Annotated in this window: 14 protein-coding genes; 7 read left to right on the top strand and 7 right to left on the bottom strand. The window is 67.9% G+C overall.

Annotated elements, in window-relative coordinates; translation table 11 throughout:
* Nucleotides 1-189 precede the first annotated feature (189 nt).
* The 3 genes from ACZ7OY_RS13630 (at nucleotide 190) to ACZ7OY_RS13620 (ending at nucleotide 2,098) form a co-directional block, all read left to right on the top strand.
* Nucleotides 190-1,056, top strand: a complete 867-nt coding sequence (locus tag ACZ7OY_RS13630) for a GNAT family N-acetyltransferase (protein WP_471911549.1) — start codon at nucleotides 190-192, stop codon at nucleotides 1,054-1,056.
* Nucleotides 1,057-1,177: 121 nt separating this feature from the next.
* Nucleotides 1,178-1,636, top strand: a complete 459-nt coding sequence (locus ACZ7OY_RS13625) for a MarR family winged helix-turn-helix transcriptional regulator (RefSeq protein WP_471911548.1) — start codon at nucleotides 1,178-1,180, stop codon at nucleotides 1,634-1,636.
* Between the two features lie 9 nt (nucleotides 1,637-1,645).
* Nucleotides 1,646-2,098, top strand: a complete 453-nt coding sequence (locus ACZ7OY_RS13620) for a GNAT family N-acetyltransferase (protein ID WP_471911547.1) — start codon at nucleotides 1,646-1,648, stop codon at nucleotides 2,096-2,098.
* 81 nt (nucleotides 2,099-2,179) lie between these two features.
* Here the strand turns inward: ACZ7OY_RS13620 and ACZ7OY_RS13615 are convergent, their stop codons facing one another.
* On the bottom strand, nucleotides 2,180-3,574 hold the full coding sequence (locus ACZ7OY_RS13615; protein WP_471911546.1) for a serine hydrolase domain-containing protein: 1,395 nt from the start codon (nucleotides 3,572-3,574) through the stop codon (nucleotides 2,180-2,182).
* 61 nt (nucleotides 3,575-3,635) lie between these two features.
* Nucleotides 3,636-5,114, bottom strand: coding sequence for a replicative DNA helicase (dnaB, locus tag ACZ7OY_RS13610; protein WP_471911545.1), 1,479 nt, complete (start codon nucleotides 5,112-5,114; stop codon nucleotides 3,636-3,638).
* Nucleotides 5,115-5,574: 460 nt separating this feature from the next.
* On the opposite strand from dnaB, the gene ACZ7OY_RS13605 reads away from it, so the two are divergent.
* Nucleotides 5,575-6,912: an MATE family efflux transporter gene (locus ACZ7OY_RS13605; RefSeq protein ID WP_471911544.1), complete on the top strand. Its 1,338-nt coding sequence runs from the start codon at nucleotides 5,575-5,577 to the stop codon at nucleotides 6,910-6,912.
* 180 nt (nucleotides 6,913-7,092) lie between these two features.
* Here the strand turns inward: ACZ7OY_RS13605 and rplI are convergent, their stop codons facing one another.
* The 4 genes from rplI to rpsF form a co-directional block, all read right to left on the bottom strand.
* Entirely contained in the window at nucleotides 7,093-7,539 is a 447-nt protein-coding gene (gene rplI, locus ACZ7OY_RS13600; RefSeq protein WP_062927880.1) for a 50S ribosomal protein L9, read from the bottom strand.
* Between the two features lie 18 nt (nucleotides 7,540-7,557).
* Nucleotides 7,558-7,794 carry a 30S ribosomal protein S18 gene (gene rpsR / locus ACZ7OY_RS13595; protein ID WP_003949403.1) on the bottom strand — a complete coding sequence of 79 codons (237 nt, stop codon included), beginning with the start codon at nucleotides 7,792-7,794 and terminating at the stop codon, nucleotides 7,558-7,560.
* Nucleotides 7,795-7,875: 81 nt separating this feature from the next.
* On the bottom strand, nucleotides 7,876-8,460 hold the full coding sequence (locus ACZ7OY_RS13590) for a single-stranded DNA-binding protein (protein ID WP_471911543.1): 585 nt from the start codon (nucleotides 8,458-8,460) through the stop codon (nucleotides 7,876-7,878).
* 77 nt (nucleotides 8,461-8,537) lie between these two features.
* Entirely contained in the window at nucleotides 8,538-8,828 is a 291-nt protein-coding gene (gene rpsF, locus ACZ7OY_RS13585; protein ID WP_005482942.1) for a 30S ribosomal protein S6, read from the bottom strand.
* A gap of 286 nt (nucleotides 8,829-9,114) precedes the next feature.
* Between rpsF and ACZ7OY_RS13580 the strand changes: the two genes are divergently transcribed.
* The 3 genes from ACZ7OY_RS13580 to ACZ7OY_RS13570 all read left to right on the top strand — a co-directional run bounded on the left by ACZ7OY_RS13580 (nucleotide 9,115) and on the right by ACZ7OY_RS13570 (nucleotide 11,832).
* Entirely contained in the window at nucleotides 9,115-9,426 is a 312-nt protein-coding gene (locus ACZ7OY_RS13580) for a hypothetical protein (protein ID WP_471911542.1), read from the top strand.
* A 187-nt stretch (nucleotides 9,427-9,613) separates the two neighbouring features.
* Nucleotides 9,614-10,735: a peptidoglycan bridge formation glycyltransferase FemX gene (femX, locus tag ACZ7OY_RS13575; RefSeq protein WP_471911541.1), complete on the top strand. Its 1,122-nt coding sequence runs from the start codon at nucleotides 9,614-9,616 to the stop codon at nucleotides 10,733-10,735.
* Between the two features lie 65 nt (nucleotides 10,736-10,800).
* The gene (locus ACZ7OY_RS13570) at nucleotides 10,801-11,832 is read left to right on the top strand and encodes an alanine racemase (protein WP_471911540.1); all 1,032 of its coding nucleotides are present in this window, start codon (nucleotides 10,801-10,803) and stop codon (nucleotides 11,830-11,832) included.
* Between the two features lie 99 nt (nucleotides 11,833-11,931).
* On the opposite strand, the gene ACZ7OY_RS13565 is transcribed toward ACZ7OY_RS13570, so the two are convergent.
* Entirely contained in the window at nucleotides 11,932-13,431 is a 1,500-nt protein-coding gene (locus ACZ7OY_RS13565; protein WP_471911539.1) for a glycosyltransferase family 87 protein, read from the bottom strand.
* Nucleotides 13,432-13,523: the final 92 nt, after the last annotated feature.

Raw genomic sequence — 13,523 nt, 5'->3', positions numbered from 1 at the left:
CCAAGCCCAACGGCAGGCTCGCCCCGTGCGGGGCGGGAGCATAGGACGCCTGCCGTTTGCCGGTGTTTCACGTGAAACTCCCTCGTCCTCTGCGCGCCCGGCCGGCCCTGCCGCCGCATGGCCAAAAGCATGTATGTCTCGCTCGAAACGGGTGGACGCCGAGGCCGCCAGTCGGACAGCCTGACCTGCGTGCGCACTCCTTCCCTCGCTGCTCTCCCCGTCCGCTGTCTGACGCTTCGCGATCTCCCCGCCTGCGCCGACCTCTCGGAGGACCGGGGGTGGCCCCGGGAGGAACACAAATGGAGCTTCCTGCTCACGGCAGGAACGGGATACGGCATCGACGATCCTGACGGCGGCCTCGTCGCCGCCTGCACGGTCACCGAGTACGGTCCGCGGGAGCGTCCCGGCCTGGGAGCCATCGGCATGGTCCTGGTCGCCGAGCGGCACGCCCGTCAGGGGGTCGGGCGCCGGCTGATGCGCCGCATCGTGTCCACGATGGGCACCACGCCGCTGACGCTGCACGCGACGCCGAACGGCCTTCCGCTGTACGAGGAACTGGGCTTCAAGGTCACCGCGCGAGCCGAGATGGTGCGCGGGAACTTCACCCCCGACGGGGCGCAGCCCGACATCGCCACCCGCGCGGCCACGGCCGCGGACCTGGCGGAGATCCTTCTGCTCGACGGGGAGGTCTTCGGCCTTGACCGCACCCACATCGTCACGCGCCTGCCCGCTTTCGCCGACCGACTGTGCGTGGCCGTGGAGAACGGCCGGATCATCGGCTACGCGGCCATCTGGCCCAACATGGACACCCATGTGGTGGGCCCGCTGATCGCCCGTGACACGGAGACGGCCAAAGCCCTTGTCACCGCCCTCGCCGCCCACACCGACCGCCCGCTGCGGACCGATGTCGATGTGCGGCACGAAGAACTGCTGACGTGGCTGAAGGAGCGCGGCCTGGTGTCCGTCGCCTTCAACGCGGTCATGACGTACGGCATCCCGGAGCTCCCGGGCGACTGGAGCCGACGGTTCGCTCCCGTGACGGTGGCGGCGGGCTGACCTCAACGAGCAAGCCCCCGCTCACCCACCTCAATTATTGCAGCCGCTGATTATCGGCAACCGCGCACTATTGCATCTGTGCTCTATCCTGGATTCGACTGCCCGGGACGGAGGAAACGCCATGACAGCGACGGACCCCGCACTCACCGCCCTCGCCCAGGGCTGGTGCGCCCTGTCCCTGCTCCACGACCGGATCGAGGCCCGTGTCGAGCGCGCGCTTCAGGCGCGGCACGACCTGAGCGTGCGCGAGTACTCCCTGCTCGACGTGCTGAGCCGACAGCACAACGGCACCGGCGGACATCTGCAGATGAAGCAGGTCGCCGACGCCGTCGTACTCAGTCAGAGCGCCACCACCCGGCTGGTCACCCGACTGGAGGACCGCGGCCTCCTCAAGCGCTATCTGTGCCCCACCGATCGCCGCGGCATCTACGCCGACGTCACCGAGGACGGTCTCGAACTGCTGGCGCAAGCCCGGCCCACCAACGACGCCGCCCTGCGCGAGGCACTCGACGAGGCGTCGAAGAACGCCGAGCTCGCACCGCTGGTCCAGGCCGTGGAGGCGCTCAACGCACCCGCATAGAGTGCGGCCATGGGAGATATCGATATTCGGCCCGCCACGGCAGACGACATACCGGCGATCGTCGCGATGCTCGCCGACGATCCGTTGGGCGCACAGCGCGAGTCACCTGACGACCTGACCCCCTACCGGGCGGCTCTGGAGCGTCTGTCCGCCGATCCGAACCAGCATCTGATGGTGGCGGTGCGCGAGGGTCGAGTGATCGGCACACTCCAGCTGACGATCGTTCCCGGGCTCTCCCACAAGGGCGCCACCCGCTCGATCATCGAGGGCGTACGCATCCACAACGACGAGCGCGGCAGCGGCCTGGGAACCCGATTCATCCAGTGGGCGGTCGACGAGTCCCGGCTTCTGGGCTGCCGGATGGTACAGCTGACCTCCGACTCGTCCCGCACAGACGCACATCGCTTCTACGAGCGGCTCGGTTTCACCGCGTCGCATGTCGGCTTCAAGCTCCACCTCTGACGCAACGAGCGGTCTGTCTAACGAGCGGTCTGTTTCACGTGAAACAGACCGCTCTCCCGTCTTCGGCGGATTCCCGACGCTCTACCGGCGCGGCTTGAGTCCCCGCCATCCGTCCGGGTCCACTCCACCGGGCACCGAAGCCGTCCTGTCGTAGGGCTGACGCGTGAACACGAACGACCCGAGATCCAGGTGGTCCACGGACCCGTCCGGGCGTCGTACGGCCTTCAGGAGCTCTCCGGCGTAGTAGCCCTCCAGCCCCGTCCAGGTGCCGTCCCCGTTCGCCCGGAAGCGTGAGCGTCGGCCGATGCCGGACAGCGGCTCCAGCGAGGCCGCCCCGTCGGCTGTGAGGCGCAACGCAAAGGCCTGGGTCCCCCAGTACCACTGCCCCGTCAACTCCAGCTCCGCCGGAGAGACTTCGGGCAACGGCCGCCAGGGCGCGGGAATCCGCGGCTCTGCCTCCGCGACGATGCGGACGAGATCGGCGCCCACGGCACCCAGCATCGGCCCGGAGGTGCAGTTGGCCAGCACCACCGCGGCGACGTCGTCCTCCACGCTGATGGTCAGGTTCGCGAGAAAGCCGGGCAGCGAACCGGAGTGACCGACGAGGAGCCGTCCATCACGCTGCTGGATCTGCATGCCGAGGCCGTAGCTGACGCCGTCCGCCACGTCCGGGGTCTCGGCAGGAGCAGCCGGCGTCCGCATCTCCCGCACGGAGTCGGCACTCAGCACACGGTCGTCCCCCCGGGCCAGGAAGACGGCGAAACGGGCCAGGTCACCGGTCGTGGACCAGAGCTGTCCGGCCGGCGCCATGATCCCCAGATCCTGCACGGGCTCGGGGAGCAGCGCGTCGGCCCACGGATGCACCGCCCATCCCCCCGCATGGGGCTCCTGAGGCTGGGCACTCGTCCGCTCCAGCCCCAGGGGTTGCAGCACTTCACGCCGAAGGACGTCCTCCCATGGGGCGCCGTGCAGCTTCTCCACCAGCGCTCCCAGCAAGGTGTATCCGGGATTCGAGTAGTGGAACCGGCGGCCGACAGGGTGCAGAAGAGGCTGCTCACCGAGCACATCGGCGAGTTCCGGCCGCAGCGATCCCGGAGTGCGCTCCCACCAGGGAGCAGGCGACTCGGCCGCGAGCCCGCCGGTGTGGGCGAGCAGATCGGCGATGGTGACCTCGCCCACGCCGGTCCCCGGCAGATGCTTCTCCAGCGGATCGCCCAGATCCAGCAGGCCCGCGTCACGCAGTCGCAGGACGAGCACAGCGGTGAAGGTCTTGGTGATCGAGCCGATCCGGTACTGCACATGCTCGTCCGGCCCGTGCCCGTCCACGGAGGTCCGGGCGCCGTGCCAGACGGCCTGCCCGTCCCGTACGACGGTCGCGACCAGCGACGGCGCCCGCCCCTCCGCCTGGGCCACGGCAATGCGGTGGAGCAGCGCACGGCACGTGCCGGGCAGCAGTTGTTCCTGAGAAGACGTCATGGCCCCAGTCCACCCGGCACGGCAACCCACGTCGAATCCATTTCGCCGGAGCCGCCCTGGATCAGGTCTGTGCCATGTCCACGAATCGCGAGTAGTGGCCCTGGAAAGCCACGGTGATCGTCGCCGTCGGGCCGTTACGGTGCTTGCCCACGATGATGTCCGCCTCGCCCGCGCGCGGCGACTCCTTCTCGTAGGCGTCCTCGCGGTGCAGCAGGATCACCATGTCGGCGTCCTGCTCGATGGAGCCGGACTCACGCAGGTCGGACACCATCGGCTTCTTGTCCGTGCGCTGCTCGGGACCACGGTTGAGCTGGGAGAGCGCGATCACCGGCACCTCCAGCTCCTTGGCGAGGAGCTTGAGGTTTCGGGACATGTCCGAGACCTCCTGCTGACGACTCTCGGAGCGCTTGGACCCGCCGGCCTGCATCAGCTGGAGATAGTCGATGATCACCAGCTTGATGTCGTTGCGCTGCTTGAGCCGACGGCACTTCGCGCGGATCTCCATCATCGAGAGGTTCGGGGAGTCGTCGATGAAGAGCGGCGCGGACGACACCTCGGGCATCCGTCGTGCCAGCCGGGTCCAGTCCTCGTCCGTCATGGTGCCGGAGCGCATGTGGTGCAGCGCGACACGGGCTTCCGCGGACAGCAGACGCATCGCGATCTCGTTGCGGCCCATTTCGAGGGAGAAGATGACGCTCGGCAGGTTGTGCTTGATCGACGCGGCTCGGGCGAAGTCCAGGGCGAGGGTCGACTTACCCATGGCGGGCCGGGCGGCGATGACGATCATCTGGCCGGGGTGCAGGCCGTTGGTGAGCGAGTCGAGGTCGGTGAAGCCGGTGGGCACACCGGTCATCTCCCCGCTGCGCGAGCCGATCGCCTCGATCTCGTCGAGCGCGCCCTCCATGATGTCGCCCAGCGGCAGATAGTCCTCGCTGGTGCGCTGCTCGGTGACCGCGTAGATCTCGGCCTGGGCCCGGTTGACGATCTCGTCCACATCGTCGTCGGCCGCGTAGCCCATCTGGGTGATGCGGGTGCCGGCCTCGACGAGACGGCGCAGTACCGCCCGCTCGTGAACGATCTCCGCGTAGTACTCGGCGTTGGCCGCCGTCGGCACGGTCTGGACGAGCGTGTGCAGATACGAGGCGCCGCCGACCTTGTTGATCTCACCGCGCTTGGTGAGCTCCGCGGCGATGGTGATCGGGTCGGCCGGCTCGCCCTTGGCGTAGACGTCGAGGATCGCCTGAAAGATCGTTTCATGGGCGGGCTTGTAGAAGTCGTGGCCCTTGAGGACCTCGACGACGTCGGCGATGGCGTCCTTGGACAGCAGCATGCCGCCGAGGACGGACTGCTCGGCGTCGAGGTCCTGCGGGGGGACGCGCTCGAAGGCGGTGCCCCCGCCCTCCCACACGCCGTCGTCCCGGCCTCGGTCGTGCTGCTCGCCGCGGCCGCGACCGCCGTCGGCGCGGCGGCGGGACGTGGGCAGACGATCACTGGGACCACTGTCGGCCCACGGATCGTCCAAGGGCTCGGAAATGCTCACCGAGCCACCTCCTCCCGTCCGCGGAGCGGACCTCGCCGCGCTACTCATTTCTACGGCACGGCACTGACAGATGAGAGGCCCAGACTCCGGTTCCGGCGCGTCTGTTTTGCGATGGTTTTCTGGCCGACGAGCGGAGCGGGCGCCGGACCACGGTAGGCCTGCGGGCACCGTCAGCCAATCTGGTTATCCACAGGCCATGTGGACGACGGGCCCGATGCTGTGGAGAACTTCGCAAAACCTGTGTACGACCCGGTGGACAGGCCTGTGAACAAGCTCCCATCCTCAACAGAACAGGCGCCTTGACCAGCCACTTTCCCATCCACGGGCTGTGCAGAAGAAAAACTTTCCCGGTCGGGCCAAGATCTCCTCGAACGCTGCGCGAAAGTCCACACCACCTGAAGCATGGTAAGGGTCACTAATGCTTTGCATCTCTTACCTGTGGACGGTTAGATTAGTGCTCATGACACAGGCTCCCGCGCCCGCCAGGGCCGCCCGGCGACAGCACGACCGCGAGATCGTCGCGCTGGCCGTTCCGGCCTTCGGCGCACTCGTCGCCGAGCCTCTCTTCGTCCTGGCCGACAGCGCCATCGTGGGCCATCTCGGCACCTCGCAACTGGCCGGACTCGGCATCGCCTCGGCTCTTCTCACCACAGCCGTCAGCGTCTTCGTCTTCCTCGCCTACGCCACCACGGCAGCCGTGGCACGCCGCGTCGGCGCAGGCGATCTCCAGGCGGCCATCCGTCAGGGCATGGACGGCATCTGGCTGGCGCTGTTGCTCGGGGCCGCCGTCATCGTCACCGTGCTTCCCTCTGCTCCAGCCCTCGTGAACCTCTTCGGCGCATCGAACACGGCGGCTCCGTACGCGACCACCTATCTGCGCATCTCCTCGCTCGGCATCCCGGCCATGCTGGTCGTGCTCGCCGCCACCGGGGTGCTGCGCGGCCTGCAGAACACCAGAACACCGCTCTATGTCGCCATCGGTGGCTTCATCGCCAACGCGGTGCTGAACACGGGTCTCGTCTATGGCGTCGGACTCGGCATCGCCGGTTCGGCCTGGGGCACCGTCATCGCGCAGTACGGCATGGCCGCCGTCTATCTCGTGGTGGTCGTCCGTGGAGCCCACAAGCACGGAGCCTCACTGCGCCCCGATGCCAAGGGGATAAGAGCTTGTGCACAGGCCGGCGTGCCTCTGCTGGTCCGTACTCTCTCGCTGCGGGCGATCCTGATGATCGCCACGGCCGTAGCCGCCCGGCTCGGCGACGCCGACATCGCGGCACACCAGATCATCCTGTCCCTGTGGAGCCTGCTGGCCTTCGCTCTCGACGCCATCGCGATCGCGGGGCAGGCCATCATCGGACGGTACCTCGGCGCCGACGACGCCCTGGGCGCCCGTGAAGCCTGTCGTCGCATGGTGGAGTGGGGCATCGCCGCAGGCTTCGCACTCGGCCTGCTCGTGGTACTCGCCCGCCCTCTGTTCCTGCCCCTGTTCACCAGCGACGCACTGGTGAAGGACACCGCCCTGCCGGCACTGCTCATGGTGGCGCTCTCGCAGCCCGTCTGCGGCATCGTCTTCGTTCTGGACGGTGTCCTGATGGGAGCGGGCGACGGCCCTTATCTGGCCCGGGCGATGGTGGTGACGCTGGCGGTCTTCGCTCCGACAGCGTTGCTGATCCCGCTTCTAGGCGGCGGTCTCACCGCATTGTGGGGAGCCATGACGCTGATGATGACGGTGCGCATGCTGACGCTGTGGCTGCGTACCCGCTCCGGACACTGGATCGTCACGGGCGCTACGCGCTGACTGTTTCACGTGAAACCGACGTTTCGCGTGAAACATGCCCACTGCCGCACCGGCCGCAAAACCGATGCGGTACCCGCAGACTCCCATGCTCCTGCCGACCTCACTCGCTCCAGCCATGCGGAAGGGGCCGCACCCTGACGGGTGCGGCCCCTTCCCGGCTGTTCAAGCCAAGCGCGGAGATCAGGCCGCGACGACCTCGATGTTGACCTTGGCGGCAACCTCGGGGTGCAGACGCACGGACGTCTCGTGGGCGCCCAGCGTCTTGATCGGCGAGCCCAGCTCGATGCGGCGCTTGTCGACCTCGGGGCCACCGGAAGCCTTGATCGCCGAGGCGATGTCGGCCGGGGTGACGGAACCGAAGAGACGACCGGCGTCGCCGGAGCGAACGGCCAGACGGACCTTGACGCCCTCGAGCTGAGCCTTCACGGAGTTGGCCTGCTCGATGGTCTGGATCTCGTGGATCTTGCGAGCGCGACGGATCTGCTCGACGTCCTTCTCGCCACCCTTGGTCCAGCGGATAGCGAACTTCCGCGGGATCAGGTAGTTGCGAGCGTAACCGTCCTTGACGTCCACGACGTCGCCCGCGGCACCGAGGCCGGAGACCTCGTGGGTGAGGATGATCTTCATGAGTCGGTCACCCTTCCCTTATCGCGCGGTGGAGGTGTAGGGCAGCAGCGCCATCTCACGGCTGTTCTTGACGGCCGTGGCGACGTCACGCTGGTGCTGCGTGCAGTTGCCGGTCACGCGGCGGGCACGGATCTTGCCGCGGTCGGAAATGAACTTCCGCAGCATGTTCGTGTCCTTGTAGTCCACGTACGTGACCTTGTCCTTGCAGAAAGCGCAGACCTTCTTCTTAGGCTTGCGCACAGGCGGCTTCGCCATGGTGTTTCTCCTGTGTGATCAAGAAGTGGGGATACGACCCGCCTCCGACCCGGTCCGGACCGAGAGGCCCGGCCCGTGGGCCTAGAAGGGGGGTTCGTCCGAGTAGCCGCCGCCGCTGCCGCCGGAGTTTCCGCCCCAGCCGCCGCCACCCTGGTTGCCGCCGGCGGGAGCGCCGGAAGCCCACGGGTCGGCGGCAGGAGCGCCGCCACCCTGCTGGCCGCCGCCGGAGCTTCCGCCCCAGCCGCCGCCACCCTGGTTGCCACCGCCGCCGTAACCACCCTGGCCGCCCTGGCCACCGCGACCGGTGGTCTTGGCGACCTTGGCCGTGGCGTTGCGCAGGCTGGGGCCGACTTCCTCGACGTCCAGCTCGTAGACCGTGCGATTGACGCCGTCACGGTCCTCGTAGGACCGCTGCTTCAGCCGGCCCTGCACGATGACGCGCATGCCCTTCTGAAGCGACTCGGCGACGTTCTCCGCCGCCTGACGCCAGACCGAGCAGGTCAGAAAGAGGCTTTCGCCGTCCTTCCACTCGTTCGTCTGACGGTCGAAGGTGCGGGGAGTGGACGCGACGCGGAACTTCGCGACCGCCGCACCGGACGGCGTGAAGCGCAGCTCGGGGTCATCGACAAGATTGCCGACGACCGTGATGACGGTCTCGCCTGCCATGGGGGAACCTCTCGGCGGGTTTGCTGCTGGCTGCTGGTGCTGCTACTCGAATCCCGAGATCAGCTGAGCGGGAGAGCTCAGTGGGTCTCGGGGCGGAGGACCTTGGTCCGGAGGACCGACTCGTTCAGGTTCATCTGGCGGTCGAGCTCCTTGACGACCGCAGGCTCGGCCTGCAGGTCGATGACCGAGTAGATGCCCTCGGGCTTCTTCTTGATCTCGTACGAGAGACGACGACGGCCCCAGGTGTCGACCTTCTCGACCTTTCCGTTGCCCTCGCGGACGACGGAGAGGAAGTTCTCGATCAGGGGGGCGACAGCGCGCTCCTCCAGATCGGGGTCGAGGATGACCATCACCTCGTAGTGACGCATGTGTAACCCACCTCCTTTGGACTCAGCGGCCACGGTCGTTCCGTGGCAGGAGGGTTGTGATGCGTACGCAACGGTATCGGCCGCCACTGACAATCGGGGGCCGTCCGAGGACGTCCCCGCTCTCGCCTGGGCGTATCCCTGGCTGAGCCTGGGCAGACACCGGTGCAGACGCTACAGACTACCCGCACACCCGCTTCCGGTTGAAATCCGAGGGTGGAGACCGTCAATCTGTACACATCGGGTGTGTACGGCGCTACGATGCGCCGCCTTCCGCAGGAGGTGCCCTATGGCACAGGCATTGCGACCCAACACCGTCGGCGGTCTCTTCGCCACGGACGGAAAGCCCCACGTTCTCCAGGACACCCTGCTCGCGGTGACCCTGTTGCTGGGCATCACGGCTCTCGTCTCATCCGCTTTCCACGGCCTGCACCTGCTCACCTCCTGGGCCGGTCTGGTGGGAATCATCACCGGCGCCTACGGCCAGTGGATCTCCGAGACGACCCGCGAGCGCTTCGGGCTGATCCTGGGCCTCGGTGCCTCGGCCCTCGGCTTCTATCTCGGCATGGCACACGGCGGACTCTTCGGCGGGCTTTTCTGAGTCCGCCGAACCACACGAAGTCACCACACAAGACACAGTGGGGACTGCCACGGATACCCCGGCCGGTCACCGTGCCGGGGCATCCCCCCATACGCCCATTCGAGCCGCGCGCACGGCGCAGTAGGCTTCGCGCGAGAGCCGGAGCCCCTGTACCCATGGGGACAGCCCAGCCCGAGGAGCCCCCCGAATGAGCCTGACCCTGAGGACCATCAGTCGCGAACAGCATCTGGCGTACATCCAGAGCCTGCCGGCGGCGAGTCACATGCAGGTTCCGGCCTGGGCCGATGTGAAGGCGGAGTGGCGCTCCGAGAGCCTCGGCTGGTTCGACGAGCGCACCGGCGAAATGGTCGGCGCAGGCCTGGTCCTCTACCGTCAGCTGCCCAAGATCAAGCGCTATCTGGCCTATCTGCCCGAGGGCCCGGTCATCAACTGGTACGCGCCGAACCTGGTCGAGTGGCTCGAGCCGATGCTCGCGCACCTCAAGCAGCAGGGCGCCTTCTCCGTGAAGATGGGCCCGCCGGTGATCATCCGGCGCTGGGAGGCCACCTCCATCAAGGCCGGGATCCAGAACCCGGACGTGAAGCGGCTGCGGGACATCGAGGCCGACTTCATCGAGCCGCGCGCGTTCGAGGTGGCCGACAAGCTGCGCCGCATGGGCTGGCAGCAGGGCGAGGACGGCGGCGCCGGCTTCGGCGACGTCCAGCCCCGCTACGTCTACCAGGTGCCGCTGGCCAACCGTTCCCTGGAAGAGGTCCACAAGAACTTCAACCAGCTGTGGCGCCGCAACATCAAGAAGGCCGAGAAGGCCGGTGTCGAGGTCGTCCAGGGCGGTTCCCACGACCTGGAGGAGTGGCAGCGCCTGTACGAGATCACGGCCGTGCGCGACCACTTCAGGCCCCGCCCGCTGTCGTACTTCCAGCGCATGTGGACGGCCCTCAACACCGAGGACCCCAACCGCATGCGGCTGTACTTCGCCCGGCACAACGGCGTGAACCTCTCGGCGGCGACGATGCTGATCGTCGGCGGCCACGTCTGGTACTCCTACGGCGCCTCCGACAACATCGGCCGCGAGTTCCGCCCCTCGAACGCGATGCAGTGGCGGATGCTGCGCGACGCCTACGCGCTCGGCGCCACGGTCTACGACCTGCGTGGAATCTCCGACTCCCTGGACGAGACCGACCACCTCTTCGGCCTGATCCAGTTCAAGGTGGGCACAGGCGGACAGGCCGCCGAATATCTCGGCGAATGGGACTTCCCGCTGAACAAACTGCTCCACAAGGCTCTCGACATCTACATGTCGCGACGCTGACCTCACGTTCAGTGCTTCCATACCTCTGACACACCGCTGCCACCAGAAAGGTTCCAGGTCCGGCCATGGCGCTCACCCTCTACGTCGACACCGCGCGCTGGCGGGCGCACCACAAGCACGTGCAGGAGCAGTTCCCGGGACTCGTCCCGGTCTGCAAGGGCAACGGCTACGGCTTCGGTCACGAGCGGCTGGCGGAGGAGGCCACGCGGCTGGGCACGGACGTGCTGGCCGTCGGCACGACGTACGAGGCCGCACGCATCAAGGACTGGTTCGGCGGCGATCTGCTGGTGCTGACGCCGTACCGGCGCGGGGAAGAGCCCGTGCCGCTGCCGGACCGGGTGATCCGCTCGGTGTCGTCCATCGACGGTGTGTACGGCCTGGTCGGCGCCCGGGTGGTCATCGAGGTGATGTCCTCGATGAAGCGGCACGGCATCAGTGAGCAGGACCTGCCCCTGCTGCACTCCGCCATCGAGAACGTCCGTCTCGAGGGCTTCGCGATCCATCTGCCGCTGGACCGGACCGACGGCTCGGACGCCGTCGAGGAGGTCATCGGCTGGATGGACCGGCTGCGCGCGGCCCGTCTGCCGCTGCACACCATGTTCGTCAGCCACCTCAAGGCGCAGGAACTCGCCAGGCTGCAACAGCAGTTCCCGCAGACCCACTTCCGTGCCCGCATCGGCACGCGGCTGTGGCTGGGGGACCACGAGGCCACCGAGTACCGGGGCGCCGTCCTGGACGTCACGCACGTGGCCAAGGGCGACCGGTTCGGCTACCGGCAGCAGAAGGCGGCCTCCGAGGGCTATCTGGTGGTCGTGGCGGGCGGTACGTCGCACGGGGTGGGGCTGGAGGCCCCCAAGGCCCTGCACGGCGTCATGCCGCGTGCCAAGGGCGTCGCCCGTGCCGGCCTGGCCACGGTGAACCGGAACCTCTCGCCGTTCGTCTGGGACGGCAAGCAGCGCTGGTTCGCCGAGCCGCCGCACATGCAGGTCTCCATCCTGTTCGTCCCCGCGGACTCCGCGGAGCCGAAGGTCGGCGAGGAGCTGGTGGCCCATCTGCGGCACACCACCACCCAGTTCGACCGCATCGTCGACCGCTGAGCGGTACGGGTCCGGCCCCGAGCCGCGCACAGACACCGAAGGCCGTACACGGACTCTCCGTGTACGGCCTTTCGTGTGACCTGCCCGCGCTCTGTTCGCTCAGAGCGAACCGTCGGTCGGCTCCTGCTTGCCCCACTCCACCTGAGGGCCGTCGAACGGGACGGCGTGCCTGGGCGGATGGGCCGCCGAGCCGAGCACGAACACGTCCTCCGCGCCGTCGAGCACCCCGCCCGAGGGGTCGTCGTCGCCCGCCCTGCGGACCACGTCCCGCTCCGGCATGAGGATGTCCCGCACGACGACGGCGCACAGGTACAGCGTCCCCAGCAGGTGCACGCCGATGGCCCAGTGATAGCCGTCGGTCGGCAGACCCTTGTGGGCGTCCCCGCTGGTCGTGTACGCGAGGTACAGCCAGATCCCCAGGAAGTACGCCACCTCGCAGGCCTGCCAGATCAGGAAGTCCCGCCACTTCGGCCGGGCCAGCACGGCCAGCGGCACCAGCCACAGCACGTACTGCGGGGAGTACACCTTGTTGGTGAGGATGAACGCCGCGACGATCAGAAAGGCCAGCTGCGCGAAGCGCGGCCGGCGCGGAGCGGTGAAGGTCAGGGCCGCGATGCCCACGCAGCAGAGCAGCACCAGGATCGTGGCCACGGTGTTGACCGTGTCGGTGCTGAGCGGCTGGGTCGAGTTCTGCGCCATGATCAGCCAGAAGGATCCGAAGTCGACGCCCCGCTCCTGGCTGAACGTGTAGAACTTCGACCAGCCCTCGAAGGCGAAGAGCATCACCGGCAGGTTCACCACGATCCAGGAGACCGCCGCGCCGCCCAGGGCCTTGCCGAAGTCCCGCCACTTGCCCGCACGCCAGCACAGCAGGAACAGCGGGCCGAGCAGGAAGACGGGATAGAGCTTGGCGGCCGTGGCGAGGCCCAGGAGGACGCCGAAGGCGAGGGAACGGCCCCGCGACCACATCAGCATCGCGGCGGCGGTCAGAGCGACCGCCAGGAGGTCCCAGTTGATGGTGGCGGTCAGCGCGAAGGCCGGCGCCAGCGCGACCAGCAGGCCGTCCCAGGGGCGACGGGCGTGCGTGCGGGAGACACAGACGACGATGACGGCCGCACAGGCCATCAGCATCCCCGCGTTGACCATCCAGTACCACTGCTCCTGGTGCTGGATGGTGCCGCTTCCGGGCGTCAGCCAGGCAGCCACCTCCATGAACACACCCGTCAGCACCGGGTATTCGAGGTACTGCATGTCGCCGGGGAGCTTGTCGAAGTACGGCACGAGCCCGTCGGCGAACCCGCGTCCCTGATAGAGGTGCGGGATGTCCGAGTAGCACGCGTGCGTGTACTGGGAGCTGGCACCGAAGAACCAGCCGCTGTCGTAGCACGGCATCTTCTGGACAAGACCGAGGGCGAACATCCCGATCGCCACAAGCGCGACGACCCGTACCGGAGTCCACCAGGACGTCCCCAGCAGGGCACGCCGCCCGATGGGACCGCCGATCAGCTCGCTGGCGGCCGCCGCGACCTCGTCGTCCCTGGTCGGCCGCACCGGACCGGGCTCGTGCACGCTCGTCGATGTCGATTCTGCACTGGGCATGGGGCACATCCTGCCGTACGCACCTAGGAATAGGCCGAGGGCCGCCACACCTGAATCGGTGCGACGGCCCTCGTTTCACGTGAAACATTCGG

This window comes from Streptomyces sp. NPDC107559, from assembly GCF_055657365.1.
This window is presented reverse-complemented; position numbering and strand designations above follow the sequence as displayed.

Coding starts and splice junctions, on each gene's coding strand:
- ACZ7OY_RS13625 (WP_471911548.1), top strand. CDS start 1,178: ATGACAGCGACGGACCCCGCACTCACCGCCCTCGCCCAGGGCTGGTGC.
- ACZ7OY_RS13620 (WP_471911547.1), top strand. CDS start 1,646: ATGGGAGATATCGATATTCGGCCCGCCACGGCAGACGACATACCGGCG.
- ACZ7OY_RS13615 (WP_471911546.1), bottom strand. CDS start 3,574: ATGACGTCTTCTCAGGAACAACTGCTGCCCGGCACGTGCCGTGCGCTG.
- ACZ7OY_RS13605 (WP_471911544.1), top strand. CDS start 5,575: ATGACACAGGCTCCCGCGCCCGCCAGGGCCGCCCGGCGACAGCACGAC.
- rplI (WP_062927880.1), bottom strand. CDS start 7,539: ATGAAGATCATCCTCACCCACGAGGTCTCCGGCCTCGGTGCCGCGGGC.
- rpsR (WP_003949403.1), bottom strand. CDS start 7,794: ATGGCGAAGCCGCCTGTGCGCAAGCCTAAGAAGAAGGTCTGCGCTTTC.
- ACZ7OY_RS13590 (WP_471911543.1), bottom strand. CDS start 8,460: ATGGCAGGCGAGACCGTCATCACGGTCGTCGGCAATCTTGTCGATGAC.
- rpsF (WP_005482942.1), bottom strand. CDS start 8,828: ATGCGTCACTACGAGGTGATGGTCATCCTCGACCCCGATCTGGAGGAG.
- ACZ7OY_RS13580 (WP_471911542.1), top strand. CDS start 9,115: ATGGCACAGGCATTGCGACCCAACACCGTCGGCGGTCTCTTCGCCACG.
- femX (WP_471911541.1), top strand. CDS start 9,614: ATGAGCCTGACCCTGAGGACCATCAGTCGCGAACAGCATCTGGCGTAC.
- ACZ7OY_RS13570 (WP_471911540.1), top strand. CDS start 10,801: ATGGCGCTCACCCTCTACGTCGACACCGCGCGCTGGCGGGCGCACCAC.
- ACZ7OY_RS13565 (WP_471911539.1), bottom strand. CDS start 13,431: ATGCCCAGTGCAGAATCGACATCGACGAGCGTGCACGAGCCCGGTCCG.